The following is a 14,147-nucleotide window of genomic DNA, read 5'->3' as shown; positions in this document are numbered from 1 at the left end:
CAAAGCCGGTGCCATCCACCGCGTCGTCTGCTTCGCGGTGGTCCGCCACTCCGGCAAGCCCGCTCCCACAGGACTGTGCAAAGCCTGAATCCAGCGCTGCTCCTGTAGGAGATCACCCAGCCCTTTGGGCTGCGCTGTCGCGCAGAGAACTGATTTCGCAAGCGCTCCGCGTACCCTGTGGGAGCGGCGGTTCGGCGCCCCGACTTGCCCGCGAAGCAGGCGACTCGGTGTATGGCACCGGCTTCGCCGGTGTTCGCGGTGGTCCGGCACTCCGGCAAGCCCGCTCCCACAGGTCCCTGCTAAATCAACAAGTTATGTGTAGCTCTATGAGAGCGGCCTTGTGTCGCGAAAGGGCTGCGAAGCGGCCCCAGGACTTGTGCAGCGGCCGAGACTTTTGGGGCTGCTGCGCAGCTTTTCCGGCCGGTACGGCGCCCCGCCAAGGCCGCTCCTGAAGCCCTGCACGCCTCATGATCAGCGCTTCATGCAGCGCTGATAGCGCTCATCCACTCGACCCGCGAACCATGCCGTGGTCAGCTTGCGCGTAATCTTCGGGCTCTTGAGTTCGATCCCCGGCAATACCGCACGCGGCAGCGCCTTGCCCGCCTTGCTCTCAGCCAGACGGAACACCCCCTCGTACAGCGCAGTCTGCTCCAGCGCCAGGCTGCTTTCCTGTTCCAGTTGCGAGCGGATCTGCGGATTACGCAGCCCCAGCGCCGGCCCCAGTTTGCGCGCAGCCGTTTCGGTCTTGCCGGGCAGCAACGCACCCGGCGCGATCAGGTCGCCGTCCAATGCCAGCGATGCCCCCGTGACGCGGCTGAGCGCTGCCTGAAACGCCGCATTGCGGCTGGCGTACCAGCCCGCATTGAAGTCGGCGAAGCGGTACAACGGGCGCTCGTAGTGGGTGGGGTAACCCAGCAGGTGGGCGATGCCGAAATACATCCCGCCACGGCGGGTGAACACTTCCTGGCGCAGACTGCCGGTGTAGGCATAGGGGTAGCCCTTGGCGTGCTGCTCGGCAAAGTCGATGCTCACCTGCATCGGCCCGCCTGTGTGCACCGGGTTCAGCCCGTCCAGCAGCGTGCGTCCCAGCGGCAGGCGACCGATCACCTCATCGTACAGTTCGCTGAGCTGACGCTCGCTGCGCACGGCCAGCAGGCGCTGCTGGTAGGTCTTGCCATTGCTCGAGGGGGTCTGCAAGGCGCCGTCGACCAACAGTTTCGGGATATGCAGGCGCGCCGCGCGGCGGTCGATCTCCTGGCGCGCGATGCGGCCCAGGTTGGGCACCTGGGGGTCGGCGCTGAACGTCGACTCCTGCTCGGTCACCGCCAGCACCGCGCACAGGTTGCGCTTACTCGGCTCCAGCGCCTGGGCCTGGAACGCCACCTGGATGTCCTCGGCCCAACCTTCGCGGTCCTTGACCTGCGCAGGCAGCAGGCGCAGCAGCTGACTGCGGACCTGGGCCGGGTCGGCCTCGGGGGCTGCCTCGCGGCGCCCCACACAGCCTTGCAGCGACGCCAGGATGAACACCGCCAGTAGCGCTAGCCGTCCGCTCATGATCCACCTTCTGTGCCTATGACTCTACTCAGCCTAGCGGCACCGGGCAGTTCGTTTCAATCAGCAGTCCGGGGTGTTCAGGTCGGTGCCGATGGTCACCGCGCTCACCCGTACATTGGCGAAGGCCTGCATGGCCTGGGCATCGAAGGTGCGCTCGCAGTTAAAACGGGCATCGATCACATAGTCGCTGCCTTTGGATCGGGTCATGGCCGCGCGCCACTTGTGAGCCGCCCGGGTCGGCGCGTCCTCGACCAACTGCGCCTGCACCAGCACCTGCACGAAGCCGACCGCGCGTGGCCCTTCCCACAAGCCGTAGACCGAGGGATCGCCGACGTTGCCGCACAGTTGCAGGCAGTCGGCATAGAACGCAAGCCCGCCGCCACCGGCCGCGTCCAGCGCACCGAAGGTCAGCGGGCGATTGGCCGGCGGGGCGTACTTGCCGATGAAACTGTGCAGGTCGGCCAGGCAGGTCGGCGACAACGTCAGGCGCAGCTCATTGACCGAGCCGCCTGCGACGTTGGCAACGATTTCACACCCTTGGACCCGGTACGTGCGGCTCTCGCCATGGCGCGCCTGTGCGGCCCCAGCCAAGGCCTCGAAACGGCGCAGGTGGGCACCGAGCATGTCGCCGTTGAACACATCGGCCAGCCTGCCGGGCGCGGCCCAGGTGTTCGGCGCACAGGCGCAGGCCACCAGCAACAGCGACACTAAGGCGCGGGTTTTCATTGCAACATCCTTGTAGGCAAACATAGAAACCGCGCGCACTGTAAAACACATAAGGGCCAAACGCCATTACTGCGGCTGTTCACCCACCAGGTAGGTCTTGCTGATGTGACGGAACAGCGGGTGGCTGGCACTGCCCAGCAATTCGAACAGGACCATCTCGCGCGTGACGACCTGCGCCCCGGCGCTGCGCATACGCGCCAACCCCGCCGCCTTGCTGGCGGCAGTGCGGCTGTCGCAGGCGTCTTCGACGACGAACACCTGCTTGCCCAAGGCCAGCAGCCCGAGCACGCTTTGCAGCACGCAGACATGGGTTTCCATGCCACACACGATCACCTGCTCGCGGGCCATCAGTTCAGCCGGCAGGCACTGGGCGCTCACGCAGGAAAAATGCAGCTTTTCCACGATCAACGCGCCAGGCGCCGCAGCTGTCAGGGCTTCGAGGGTGTGGCCAAGGCCTTTGGGATACTGCTCGGAAATCACCGTCGGCAGTTCCAGGTCAGCGCACGCCGCCAGCAACCAGCGCGCCCGTGCGGCAGTGCCGAGCGGATCGCTCATGGCGTGGATGAGCTTTTCCTGGATATCGACCACCAGCAACGTGGCCTTGGATGAATCGATCAACATGCGCTGCTCCTTGCCTGGGAAAGCCCGCAGCCTCCCCCAGGGACAAGCGCACGTCAATCAGGCCGACAGTCGAAGAGGTTCGAGGGTTGTGCCCAACAGGCTGAGCACGCGGTCTTCGTGTTCGTGGATGAAGAAGTGCCCACCGGGGAACATCTGCAGGCTGAACGGACCCTGGGTTTCCTTGCTCCAGGCCTGCAACTGCTCGTGGTTGGCGCGGTCAGTCTCACCGCCAAGCACATGCAGCGGGCAGCGCAGCGCGGGCCGCTGGCGGTAGGCATAGCGGCCGCATAGCAGAAAGTCCGCGCGCACCACCGGCAACGTCAGGCTCATCAACTCTTCATTGGCCAGCACCGCCTCGGGCGTACCACCCAACTTGCGCAGTTCGGCCACCAGTTCCTCGTCGCGCTTGGGCTCGCGCCAGTTCTCGCCCTCGTAGTCTTCACGCCGGGTGGGCGCCGCAGTGCCACAGGCGAACAACGCTACCGGTGGTGGGCACCCGAGCGCCTGCAACTCGTGGGCTAGCTCGAAGGCCACCAGCGCACCTAGGCTGTGCCCGAGCACGGCGTAGGGCGCACTGGTGGCCAGGCGCTGCTCGTGGGCCAGCTGCCGGGCCAAGGCCTGCATATCGGTATGCAACGGTTCAGCCAAACGCGCACCGCGCCCAGGCAACTCCACCGGACGCACCTGCAGCCAGGCTGGCAGCTTGCGCCGCCAGCGGCTGTAGACCATGGCGCTGGCCCCGGAATACGGCAGGCACAGCAGATTCAATGTGGTCACCGGGCCCGCCTCACTGCCCAGCGGCGGCGGCCATCTGCTGACGCAGGCTCAGCGGGCGCATGTCGGTCCAGACTTCGTCGATGTAGGCCAGGCACTCCTGCTTCAGGCCGCTCTTGCCCACCGCGCGCCAGCCGTTGGGGATGGCCTTGTAGTCGGGCCAGATGGAATATTGTTCTTCGTGGTTGACCACTACCTGGAACACGATGTCGTCGCGGTCGAATACGGAAGTCATTGCCTGTCTCCTTGGATGATGAGGGCCGAATGCGCGTGCGCAGCGCGGCTTTCAAGGAGACGAAGCAACGCCTGGAAAAATTAACCGGGCGTGGGCGATGACTGCCTGGATAGCCGCGCGGGCCTGGGGGCTGTTCTTCCAGCAACTGGAACCCAGCAGGCTGGCGGCGGCCTGGACGATGTGCCCGGCGTCGGCCTCGGCCAACTGCGCCAGATTGTGGTAGCCCAGTTGCTCCAGGCGCTGCAATACAGTCGGGCCGACCCCTTTGAGCGCAAGCAACTGGCGACGCTCCTGTTCGGTAAATGCCATGTGCACCTCCCTGTGGGCATTGGCTTTGCAAGTGGCGCGGATGATGGCATATATCAACCTTTGCCTGCCAACCTGGACCTGGAGAACCGCCCCAATGCTCGGTGTGACGGACTATGGCGCTTTCGTGATTGCCTTCATCATCCTGCTGGCGATCCCGGGGCCTGGGAATTTCGCCTTGATCACCGCCACAGGCAAGGGCGGCATCAAGGGCGGACTGGCCGCGACCTGCGGGGTGATTCTCGGCGACCAAGTGCTGATGTGGCTGGCGGTAGCCGGTGTTGCCACGCTGCTGGCAGCGTATCCGGCGGCGTTTCATGGGGTGCAGTGGGCAGGCGCGGCGTACCTGGCCTGGCTGGGCCTGCGCATGCTGCTGAGCAAGCCCGGCGAGGCCCCGCGTGACAGCGGCATGAGCAACGGCCATTACCTGCGCCAGACCCTGATGATCACCCTGCTCAACCCCAAAGCGATCATGTTCTACATGGCCTTCTTCCCGCTGTTCATCGACCCGGTGAAGCACCAGGGCATGCTCACCTTCGGCTTCATGGCGCTGACCGTGGCCACCCTGACCTTTGTCTATGGACTGGTGGCGGTGCTGCTGACCCATCACCTGGCCGAACGCATGCGCGCCAGTCCACGGTTGAGCCACCTGCTGGAGCGGCTGGCCGGGGCGTGTCTGGTGGGGTTCGGAATCAAGCTGGCGGCGATGCGCTAGGCATCGCGCAGCAGGTCGTGGGCATCGAGCAGGCGGAACGCCACTTCGGGGTTACGCTCAAGCCCCCGGCGAATGGCCGCCGGGATCGACTGGCGGGTCTTGCGGCACAGCCCTGGCAGTGCTTCCAGCTCAATGGCGATACCGCGCATGGTGCGTACCTCGTTGGAGCCTGGGGCGATATGCACACGCAAGCCGAGGTTCTGGTACATGAGCTGTTGAAGGCGTTGCAGGTGTTCGAGGTCCTTGAGGTTTTCCAGGCGCTCGATCAGGCGCTTTTCTTCTTCGCGGGTCAGACGCAGGATACGCTGGCCGTCCACCGGACCGTCGAGCAGCCGCTCGCGACCGCAGTCGCAGGCGCCGGGCGGGCATGGGTGGCGTTGGGCAGGTTGGCTGGTCATGCGCCAAGCATAGCCTGAAAGCATGCTACCAATTGTTACGCGCCCACCAGCAAGGGGACTGACCTGCTAAAGTGCACGCCCTCTTCGGTTACAACGACGGAAACACGCTGCATGCACAAGATGATCGAGTTCCTGGCAGTGGTCGTGGTCTGCACGATCATTGGCGTGGTGTGTGAGCACCAGGGCGTCAACCAGTACCTCAAGTGGCTGCTGATGACGCTGCCCGCAATCGTCTGGGTGCGGATGCGCAAGCCGTTCGTACGCTGAGCACCGCCCTACCCGTCTCGCTCAGCCCAGCGCCTCACGGAAACGCCGGGTGCTGGCGATTGCCAGCAGCAGCCCCACCACCGCCACGCCGCCGCCCACCAGGCCGATGTCAGCCACCCCCAGCTGGCTGCTGACGATGCTGCCCAGCAGCGCTCCACCGCCGATGCCGATGTTGTAGATGCCAGAGAATAACGCCATGGCCACGTCGGTGGCGTCCGAGGCGAGTTTGAGCGTCTTGGACTGTAGCGCCAGGCTGAAACTCAGGATCGCCACGCCCCACAGCATACTCAAGGCCGCGAACACGTAGAAGTTGCCCGACAGCGGCAACAGCAACAGCAGGCACGCCGCCAACACCCCGATCGACACCACCAGAAAGCCATGCGCGAAGCGCTCGCTGTAGCGGCTGAACAACACTGAGCCAAACACCCCGGCGCCGCCGAACAGCAGCAACAGCAAAGTAGTGCGCTCGCCGCCGATCTGCGCCACGTGCAGGGCGAACGGCTCAATGTAGCTGTAGGCTGTGAACTGCGCGGTAATCACCAGGGTCACCAGCATGTAGGTGATCACCAGTGCCGGACGTTTGAACAGGATCGGCAGGCTGCGCAGCGAACCTGAGTTCTGGCTCGGCAGCAACGGCAACGACTTCATCAGGCACAGCAGAGTGGCCAGCGCCACCCCGGCAATGCACAGGAACGTCACCCGCCAGCCCAGCGCCTCGCCCACCACCCGCCCCAGCGGGATGCCCATGACCATCGCCAGGGTGGTGCCGGTAGCTAGCAGCCCGAGGGCCTTGGCCTGTTGGCCCGGAGGGGCCACGCGCACCGCCAGCGAGGCGGTGATGGCCCAGAACACGGCATGCGCCAAGGCGATGCCGATGCGGCTGACCAGCAGCATGGCGAAGCTCTGCGACAGCCACGACAACAGATGGCTGACGATGAACACCACAAAGACCACCAACAGCAAGCGACGCCGCTCGATGTTACGGGTCATCAGCATCATCGGCAGCGAGGCCAGCGCCACCACCCAGGCATAAATGGTCAGCATCAGCCCGACCTGCGCGGTGCTCATCTCGAAGCTGTGGCCAATGTCGCTGAGCAACGCCACCGGGACGAACTCGGTGGTATTGAAGATGAACGCCGCCAGTGCCAAGGCGATGACGCTCAACCAACTGCCGCTGCCAGCGGTGGGTGGCAAGTGGGGGGGGATAGGTCCATTCATGAACAGCGCGTGGCTCCAGGGCAAAGCGACGGGGGCGCGCATCGACGGCCGGCACGGGGCCGCTCAAGGCACGTTGAATGTATTGGAAGGATGAGCGCATGGTACGCATCAAGCCGCAGGCTCACAACCTTGCCGCGCACCTGCCCCTGGTGCCATGGCTGTTCAGCGCCGAGCGGGGCAGGTCCGAATACCGAACCGCCCCGCAATGGCATCAGCCCTGCAAAGTCGCCATGTCAATCACGAAGCGGTACTTCACATCGCCGACGATCATGCGCTCGTAAGCCTGGTTGATGTTGCGGATGTCGAGCATCTCGATATCGCAGGTGATGCCGTGCTCGGCGCAGAAATCCAGCACTTCCTGGGTTTCGGCGATACCGCCGATCAACGAGCCGGCCAAGACACGGCGCTGCATCACCAAGTTGGCCGCATGCACCGGTGGTTCGACCGGTTCGATCAGGCCCACCAGAATGTGCACACCGCCGAACTTGAGGGTTTGCAGGTACGGGTTGAGGTCGTGCTGGACCGGGATGGTGTCGAGCAGGAAGTCGAAGCGCCCCGCAGCGGCACGCATCTGCTCGGCGTCGGTGGACACGATCACATGGTCTGCGCCTTGACGACGGGCTTCCTCAGCCTTGCTCGCCGAACGGGTGAACAGGGTCACCTCAGCGCCCAAGGCCTTGGCGAACTTGATCCCCATGTGGCCCAGACCGCCCATGCCCAGCACGCCGACCTTGTGGCCAGGGCCTACGCCGTGGTGTTTGAGCGGCGAATAGGTGGTGATACCGGCGCACAAAATCGGCGCGGCGCTGGCCAGGTCCATGCCCTGCGGGATACGCAGCACGAAATGCTCGCTGACCACGATGCTGTTGGAGTAGCCGCCCATGGTGTTGCTGCCATCGACGCGGTCCGGGGTGGCATAGGTCATGGTCGGGCCTTGCACGCAGTATTGCTCGACGTCCTGGCGGCAGGCCTCGCACTGGCGGCACGAGTCGACCATGCAGCCGACGCCGACCAAATCACCGACCTGGTAGCGGGTGACCTTGTCGCCCACGGCGGTGACCCGGCCGACAATCTCGTGGCCTGGCATCAGCGGGTACACGGCAATGCCCCACTCGTTGCGCGCCTGGTGGATGTCGGAGTGGCACACGCCACAGTAGAGGATCTCGATGGCCACATCGTCGGCACGTGGGCTGCGACGCTGGAAGGTCATGGGGGCCAGCGGGCTGGTGGGGGACTGGGCGGCGTAACCGATGGCGGTATACATAGGGACCTCGCAAAGTGAAACGGTTCAGTGGCTACCATTGTGCGTACCATCGCCCGCTTCGCCCACCGACGATTCTCCGGCATACTTGCCTGATTCTCCGAGATCACCAATCGCCTCTGGCACACAGCGCCTATTCTGCGAAGATTGCACTGTCCGATTCTCTGCCCTGGTTAGACCATGCACTTGACCCGCCACGTGGATGCCAACGCCACGCTCTGCTCACTGATCCGCAGCCTCGCCACACGCCCAGGCTTCGTGCCCACCACCCTGCCCCAGGTGCAGGTACTGACCTGGGACCACTATGTCGCCAGCAGCCCGCAGATCTACGAGCCGAGCCTGATCATCCTCGCCCAGGGCAGCAAACTTGCGCGCCTGGGCCCGCGCACGCTGGAATACGGCGCCGGACATTACCTGGTGCAGGCGTTGAGCGTACCGTTCATGTGCGAGACCTTCGCCACCCCCGAGGTGCCGCTGCTGGGCGTGGCGGTGGACATCGACCGCGCCCTGCTGGGGGAGCTGGTGCAAAGCATGAACCTGGCGCCAGATCCAGAGGTTCAGGTGCAGACCCCGCAGTCGATGAGTTCGGCAGCGCTGGATGCCGGCATGCGCGCCAGCGTCGAGCGCCTGCTCGAATGCCTGCAAGACCCGCTGGATGCCAAGGTGCTGGGCCCTGCGCGCATACGCGAGGTGCTCTATACCGCCCTGCGCGGGCCACAGGCCGGGGTGTTGCGGGCGCTGGTGGAGCAGCAAGGCCACTTCGCGCGCATCGGTGCGGTGCTGGCGTTTTTGCGCGAGCACTACGCCGAACCCTTGGGCGTGGATGAACTGGCCAGCCGCGCCAACATGAGCGTGTCGACCTTCCACGAGCACTTCAAACGCGCCACCGACCTTGCGCCGATGCAATACCTCAAGCGCCTGCGCCTGCTCAAGGCGCAGCAGATGCTGATCGGCGAAGGGCTGGGGGTGGCGCAGGCGGCGCACCGGGTTGGCTACCAGAGCACCTCGCAGTTCAGCCGCGAGTACAAGCGCGAATTCGCACGCAGCCCAGGGGAGGAGCAGGCTTACCAGAGCTTGCCGGTCTGACACTTGCCTGTGGGGCAAGCCGTAAGGGCGACTCATCCGCACCGCCACACCCGCGAATGCGCGAGCTAACCCAACACCAAACGCCCGCCCTCAGTTGAGCGGCCACTGCGCCAGTGGCCAGTACTGGCCCTTGCGTGATTCGTACAAGGTGAACTCACGCGCCAGCAGATGAAACTGCGGCGCCTCCATCGCCTCCGGCACCTGGGTGCGAAAGTCCCGTGAGAGGGTCAGGTGCGGGCGGTAATCCCGCGCTTGTGCCTCGATGCCCAGCGGCAGCAAGGCCTGCTGCAGGGCGTACACCAGCTGGCGCAACGCTGCCGGGGCCTGCTCGGGCTCGAGCACCAGCGCGCCCGCGCGAGGCCACACCTGCAAGCGGTCGAGCAACAGGCGCAGCGGGGCCTTCGGCCGCTGCAGGCGCTCCACCGCCGCGCAGATGGCCGGCAACTGCGCAGCGTCCACATCGCCCAGAAACAGCAAGGTTACGTGAAAGTTGTCGGCCGGTATCGGCTTGCCGCTGCGCAGGTTCAGCCCGCGTCGCCAACGGGCCAGGTCACGGCGCTGGCCCTCGCCTACCGGCAAGGCGAAGAACAGGCGTTTGAAGGGGGTGCCGCTGGGGCGGGAATCCTGTGGCATGGGGCGCTCCTTGGGGGTATGCCTGAGCTTGAATCGTTTGCGCAGCCTATAGGCCATTACACCTAAGTCGCCCGGAATTGTCTTAACAAGTCCGACCACGACGTTTATGCTGGCGGGCTCGTGCCATGGCGCATGGCCATTTTTTCGACAAGTAAACGTCCATGAAAATTGCACTCGTACTGATCTTCGTCCTCTCGATCGCCTATGTTCACCTGCGCGGTCGAGTGCGTCACAAGCTGACCCGCCAGCTGGGCGACCACTCCAGCTTCCTCGCCCCGGTCAATAGCTTCCTCTACCTGTTTTCCAAGCTGCCGGCCAAGCCATACCTGCCGGTCGAAGCATTCCCCGAACTGCAACCGCTCAAGGACAATTGGCAGGAAATCCGCCAGGAAGCCCAGCAACTGCTGCACGCCGGCGAAATCAAGAAGTCCGACAACTACGACGATGTGGGTTTCAACTCGTTCTTCAAGACCGGCTGGAAACGCTTCTACCTCAAGTGGTACGGCGAAAGCCACCCCTCGGCGATGAGCCTGTGCCCGCGCACCACCGAGCTGCTGCAAGGCATCGGTACGGTCAAGGCGGCGATGTTCGCCACCCTGCCGCCGGGTGCCAAGCTGGTGCGCCACCGCGACCCGTACGCCGGCTCCTACCGTTATCACCTGGGTTTGGACACGCCCAACGACGACGGCTGCTACATCGACGTGGACGGCGAGAAGTATTCCTGGCGTGACGGCGAAGCGGTGATGTTCGACGAGACCTATATCCACTACGCAGCCAACACCACCGAGCACAACCGCATCATCCTGTTCTGCGACATCGAACGCCCGCTCAAGTACCGCTGGGCGAGCGCCTTCAACCGCTGGTTCAGTCGCAACGTCATGGCCGCCGCCGCCGCCCCTAACGATGCCAACGACAAGACCGGCGGCATCAACCGCCTGTTCACCCGCATCTACCGCATCCGCGAGCGTGGCAAGGCATTGAAGAAACGCAACCGCACCCGTTACTACCTGGAAAAATGGGCCGTGGTCGCGGCGCTGGTGCTGGTCTTCATCTATATCTGACTCCCCATGGGGGCGGCCGACTGCCGCTCCCGTCGGCGCAGCACCGCAGCACAAGACCCGCGCCGTGATCTTCGACTAGCCTGAAGGCTCCTGTTGCCAACCTGACAAGGTGAAGACGATGAGCATGATGGACTGGGACGCCTACCGTAAGCAGTTGATGGCCGGCATCGGCGATCTCAAGCAACTCTCCCCCGACACCGTGGCCGGCTACATGACCGCCAGCGGTGCCGGCGCCAAGACCCACCACCTCGATGCCAAGACCCGCGAGTTGATCAGCCTGGCGGTGGCCGTGACCACCCGCTGTGACGGCTGTATCGCGGTGCATTCGCAGCAGGCGCTCAAGCATGGCGCCACCCGCGAGGAAATCGCCGAAGCGCTGGGCGTGGCCGTGGCGATGAATGCTGGCGCGGCGCTGGTGTATTCGGCCCGCGCGCTGGATGCGCTGGGCAAGGCCTGAAGCGTGAGCGGCGCCTGCGCCCTTGCGCGCAGGCGTCGAGACACCCAGACTTGGCGCCCCAGCCTGCGCAGGAGCCGCCATGATCCACATTCGCCCCATGACCCCGGAAGACTTCCCGCGCTTCTGGCCGACCTTCCAGACCATTGTCCAGGCCCGCCAGACCTACGCGTTGGACCCCGCCCTGAATGAACAGCAGGCGCGCCAGTTGTGGCTGGAAGTACCGCTGCACACGCTGGTGGCCGAACAGGACGGTGAGTTGCTTGGGTCCTACTACCTCAAGGCCAATGCCGCTGGCCCCGGCTCACATGTGGGCAACTGCGGCTATATGGTCTGCGAGCAGGCCAGGGGCCGCGGCGTGGCGCGACTGATGTGCGAGCACTCGCAAAAGCTGGCACGCCAGGAGGGGTTCCTGGCGCTGCAATTCAATTCGGTGGTGGCCACCAACGAGGTCGCCGTGGCGCTGTGGCACAAGCTTGGTTTCGATACCGTCGGGCGCCTGCCCAAGGCCTACCGGCATGCCCAGCAGGGGCTGGTGGATTGCCTGGTGATGTACAAGTGGCTGGCCGACGAGCCCGTGGTGGAAAAACCACCGCTGTTGATCGGGCGCAAGAACATCGAGGCACGCGTATCGCGCCGGCGCGGGCGCTGAACCACTGCATCTCTAAAATTGGCACCATTCCCTGTAGGAGATCACCCAGCCCTTTGGGCTGCGCTGTCGCGCAGAGAACTGATTTCGCAAGCGCTCCGCGTACCCTGTGGGAGCGGCGGTTCGGCGCCCCGACTTGCCCGCGAAGCAGGCGACTCGGTGTATGGCACCGGCTTTGCCGGTGTTCGCGGTGGTCCGGCACTCCGGCAAGCCCGCTCCCAAAAATTCCTTCTAAATCAACAAGTTATGTGTAGCTCTATGAGAGCGGCCCTTCGCGGCACAAGGCCGCTCCTACACCGATCAGGTCAGAACGCCAAGCCCACCTTCACACCAAACTCGTCACGCTTGAGTTTGTCGTTGTCCAGCACGGCCGAGTTCTCATCGGCCTGGTATTCGGTGCGGGTGTAGTACACCCCGGCCTGCACCGGCATACCGCCCTGGCGATTCATCAGCAGGGTGACTTCGGCATACGGGTTGGTGCGGTCCTTCAGGTCGATGCTGTCGCTGCCAAAATCATCCACCTTGACCCGTGCACGACCATCGATGGTGCGCCGGGCGCCCACTTCGACGCGCAGGGTAGCGGTGTCGAACTGGTGGTTGTAGCCCAGTGCCGCCTTGGCGAACGGCGACTTGTAGGTCAGCCGGGTGTCGAGGTCGTTGATCTCAGGCTCGAAGCGCGTCCAGCTGTAGCCAGCGCCCACACCGATATCGACGAAGTTGCGCGCATCCAGCGCTGCGCGCCAGCCCAGGTCCAGCTCGGCCTGAGCCTCCTTGAGCTTGTTGTCGTTCTTCTTGCCGTACTTGGCTTCGGCGCCGAGCTGGTAGATCAGCCCGGATTCGGCGGTCATCTTGTTACCGAAGCTGGCGAAGACACCGCCCTGCCCCATGTGTTCCTTGTCCGAGTCGCTGCCACCTTCGAACTTGAAGCTGTCGTAAGCACCCAACAGGCCGAAGGTGAACAACGGGTCGGTGCTCGGCGCCGCGCTGGCGGCAAGGGGGGTAGCGATCAGGGCCAGCAGGCAGGCGTGAGGCAGCAGGTTGCGGGTCGACATTGGCAAAGGTCTCCATGACGTAGATGAATGACGAACGACCCCTTCGAGACCACAGCGGCGGAAAAAGTTCGGAAAAAAATCAGTAAAAAAGCGCTTAAACCGTTGCTGTGTCACATTTTTGCCAATCCGATGCGCGCCCGACTCGGTGACCTTGTAAAAGCGTTCGGCGTGATGATGCCTATGCGCCGAATCCATTTGTCGTCCCTGGCGAACCCGTGGCATAGATACACGTCACACCCCCACGTCACGACATTACGCTGCCAAGGAGATAACGCCCATGAGCACTTCCCCCTACGTCCCGCCCAAGGTCTGGCGCCACGAAGCCGCTTCCGGCGGGCAGTTCGCCAGCATCAACCGCCCGGTCGCTGGCCCCACCCATGACAAGGCCCTGCCGGTCGGCAAGCACCCGCTGCAACTGTATTCGCTGGCCACCCCCAACGGCGTGAAAGTCACCATCCTGCTCGAAGAGTTGCTAGCCCTCGGCCACAGCGGCGCCGAGTACGATGCCTGGCTGATCCGCATCGGCGAGGGTGATCAGTTCGCCAGTGGCTTCGTCGAGGTCAACCCGAACTCCAAGATCCCGGCCCTGTTCGACCACAGCCAACAGCCGCCGGTGCGGGTGTTCGAGTCAGGTTCGATCCTGTTGTACCTGGCCGAAAAATTCGGCGCTTTGTTACCCAAGGATCTCGCGGCACGCACCGAGACCCTGAACTGGCTGTTCTGGCAGATGGGCTCGGCCCCTTACCTGGGCGGCGGCTTCGGGCATTTCTACGTGTATGCGCCGGAGAAGTTCGAATACGCCATCAACCGCTTCACCATGGAAGCCAAGCGCCAACTGGATGTGCTTGAGCGCCGCCTGGCCGAAAGCGCCTACCTAGGCGGCGACGCCTACAGCATCGCCGACATCGCCGTATGGCCCTGGTACGGCCAGCTGGTGCGCGGCAACCTGTACGGCGCGGCTGAGTTCCTGGCTGTGCACGAATACCCGAACGTGCAACGCTGGGCCGAAACCATCGCCCAGCGCCCCGCAGTACAGCGCGGTACCCGGGTCAACCGGACCTGGGGCGATGAAGCCAGCCAGGTGCCGGAGCGGCATGCCGCTGCCGACCTCGACTGAGCCTGACACCCGCCCGGCAG

18 protein-coding genes are annotated in these 14,147 nt (G+C 64.4%); 7 read left to right on the top strand and 11 right to left on the bottom strand.

Annotation, left to right across the window (positions count from 1 at the left end; translation table 11 throughout):
* Window positions 1-471: 471 nt before the first annotated feature.
* The 6 genes from ACNFIC_RS15770 to ACNFIC_RS15745 form a co-directional block, all read right to left on the bottom strand.
* Complete coding sequence (locus ACNFIC_RS15770) at window positions 472-1,554, bottom strand: DUF1615 domain-containing protein (RefSeq protein ID WP_416781367.1); 1,083 nt, start codon at window positions 1,552-1,554, stop codon at window positions 472-474.
* Between the two features lie 60 nt (window positions 1,555-1,614).
* On the bottom strand, window positions 1,615-2,280 hold the full coding sequence (locus ACNFIC_RS15765) for a hypothetical protein (protein ID WP_416781366.1): 666 nt from the start codon (window positions 2,278-2,280) through the stop codon (window positions 1,615-1,617).
* A gap of 66 nt (window positions 2,281-2,346) precedes the next feature.
* Complete coding sequence (locus tag ACNFIC_RS15760) at window positions 2,347-2,901, bottom strand: hydrolase (RefSeq protein ID WP_138221723.1); 555 nt, start codon at window positions 2,899-2,901, stop codon at window positions 2,347-2,349.
* A 57-nt stretch (window positions 2,902-2,958) separates the two neighbouring features.
* Window positions 2,959-3,678 (bottom strand): thioesterase II family protein, encoded by a 720-nt coding sequence (locus ACNFIC_RS15755; RefSeq protein WP_416781365.1) that lies wholly within the window; start codon window positions 3,676-3,678, stop codon window positions 2,959-2,961.
* Between the two features lie 10 nt (window positions 3,679-3,688).
* A complete protein-coding gene (locus tag ACNFIC_RS15750; RefSeq protein WP_138221725.1) occupies window positions 3,689-3,910 on the bottom strand; it encodes an MbtH family protein in 222 nt (73 codons plus the stop codon).
* Window positions 3,911-3,961: 51 nt separating this feature from the next.
* A complete protein-coding gene (locus ACNFIC_RS15745) occupies window positions 3,962-4,219 on the bottom strand; it encodes a helix-hairpin-helix domain-containing protein (protein WP_138221726.1) in 258 nt (85 codons plus the stop codon).
* Between the two features lie 94 nt (window positions 4,220-4,313).
* On the opposite strand from ACNFIC_RS15745, the gene ACNFIC_RS15740 reads away from it, so the two are divergent.
* Window positions 4,314-4,931 (top strand): LysE family transporter, encoded by a 618-nt coding sequence (locus ACNFIC_RS15740; protein WP_416781364.1) that lies wholly within the window; start codon window positions 4,314-4,316, stop codon window positions 4,929-4,931.
* On the opposite strand, the gene ACNFIC_RS15735 is transcribed toward ACNFIC_RS15740, so the two are convergent.
* Window positions 4,928-5,329 carry a hypothetical protein gene (locus tag ACNFIC_RS15735; RefSeq protein ID WP_138221728.1) on the bottom strand — a complete coding sequence of 134 codons (402 nt, stop codon included), beginning with the start codon at window positions 5,327-5,329 and terminating at the stop codon, window positions 4,928-4,930. The two genes, ACNFIC_RS15740 and ACNFIC_RS15735, sit on opposite strands and share 4 nt — an antisense overlap.
* 111 nt (window positions 5,330-5,440) lie before the next feature.
* Here ACNFIC_RS15735 and ACNFIC_RS15730 point away from each other — a divergent pair, with 111 nt between their 5' ends.
* Window positions 5,441-5,596: a hypothetical protein gene (locus tag ACNFIC_RS15730; RefSeq protein WP_171031017.1), complete on the top strand. Its 156-nt coding sequence runs from the start codon at window positions 5,441-5,443 to the stop codon at window positions 5,594-5,596.
* Between the two features lie 21 nt (window positions 5,597-5,617).
* On the opposite strand, the gene ACNFIC_RS15725 is transcribed toward ACNFIC_RS15730, so the two are convergent.
* A complete protein-coding gene (locus tag ACNFIC_RS15725) occupies window positions 5,618-6,814 on the bottom strand; it encodes a sugar transporter (RefSeq protein WP_416781363.1) in 1,197 nt (398 codons plus the stop codon).
* Window positions 6,815-7,025: 211 nt separating this feature from the next.
* Window positions 7,026-8,078, bottom strand: coding sequence for an NAD(P)-dependent alcohol dehydrogenase (locus tag ACNFIC_RS15720; RefSeq protein ID WP_416781362.1), 1,053 nt, complete (start codon window positions 8,076-8,078; stop codon window positions 7,026-7,028).
* 177 nt (window positions 8,079-8,255) lie between these two features.
* Between ACNFIC_RS15720 and ACNFIC_RS15715 the strand changes: the two genes are divergently transcribed.
* On the top strand, window positions 8,256-9,161 hold the full coding sequence (locus tag ACNFIC_RS15715; protein ID WP_138221731.1) for an AraC family transcriptional regulator: 906 nt from the start codon (window positions 8,256-8,258) through the stop codon (window positions 9,159-9,161).
* 90 nt (window positions 9,162-9,251) lie between these two features.
* Here ACNFIC_RS15715 and thpR read toward each other — a convergent pair whose 3' ends face one another.
* Window positions 9,252-9,794, bottom strand: a complete 543-nt coding sequence (gene thpR, locus ACNFIC_RS15710) for an RNA 2',3'-cyclic phosphodiesterase (RefSeq protein WP_416781361.1) — start codon at window positions 9,792-9,794, stop codon at window positions 9,252-9,254.
* 161 nt (window positions 9,795-9,955) lie between these two features.
* On the opposite strand from thpR, the gene lpxO reads away from it, so the two are divergent.
* The 3 genes from lpxO to ACNFIC_RS15695 all read left to right on the top strand — a co-directional run bounded on the left by lpxO (window position 9,956) and on the right by ACNFIC_RS15695 (window position 11,961).
* Window positions 9,956-10,855 carry a lipid A hydroxylase LpxO gene (gene lpxO, locus ACNFIC_RS15705; RefSeq protein WP_416781360.1) on the top strand — a complete coding sequence of 300 codons (900 nt, stop codon included), beginning with the start codon at window positions 9,956-9,958 and terminating at the stop codon, window positions 10,853-10,855.
* A gap of 118 nt (window positions 10,856-10,973) precedes the next feature.
* On the top strand, window positions 10,974-11,312 hold the full coding sequence (locus tag ACNFIC_RS15700; protein ID WP_138221734.1) for a carboxymuconolactone decarboxylase family protein: 339 nt from the start codon (window positions 10,974-10,976) through the stop codon (window positions 11,310-11,312).
* A gap of 79 nt (window positions 11,313-11,391) precedes the next feature.
* Window positions 11,392-11,961, top strand: a complete 570-nt coding sequence (locus ACNFIC_RS15695) for a GNAT family N-acetyltransferase (protein ID WP_416781359.1) — start codon at window positions 11,392-11,394, stop codon at window positions 11,959-11,961.
* Window positions 11,962-12,263: 302 nt separating this feature from the next.
* Here ACNFIC_RS15695 and ACNFIC_RS15690 read toward each other — a convergent pair whose 3' ends face one another.
* Entirely contained in the window at window positions 12,264-13,010 is a 747-nt protein-coding gene (locus ACNFIC_RS15690) for an outer membrane beta-barrel protein (protein ID WP_138221736.1), read from the bottom strand.
* 277 nt (window positions 13,011-13,287) lie between these two features.
* Between ACNFIC_RS15690 and yghU the strand changes: the two genes are divergently transcribed.
* Window positions 13,288-14,127 (top strand): glutathione-dependent disulfide-bond oxidoreductase, encoded by an 840-nt coding sequence (gene yghU / locus ACNFIC_RS15685; protein WP_416781358.1) that lies wholly within the window; start codon window positions 13,288-13,290, stop codon window positions 14,125-14,127.
* Window positions 14,128-14,147 lie beyond the last annotated feature (20 nt).

Origin of the sequence: Pseudomonas sp. NY15463 (assembly GCF_048068415.1) — a bacterium.
In the GTDB taxonomy this organism is placed as follows: domain Bacteria; phylum Pseudomonadota; class Gammaproteobacteria; order Pseudomonadales; family Pseudomonadaceae; genus Aquipseudomonas; species Aquipseudomonas mosselii_C.
This window is presented reverse-complemented; position numbering and strand designations above follow the sequence as displayed.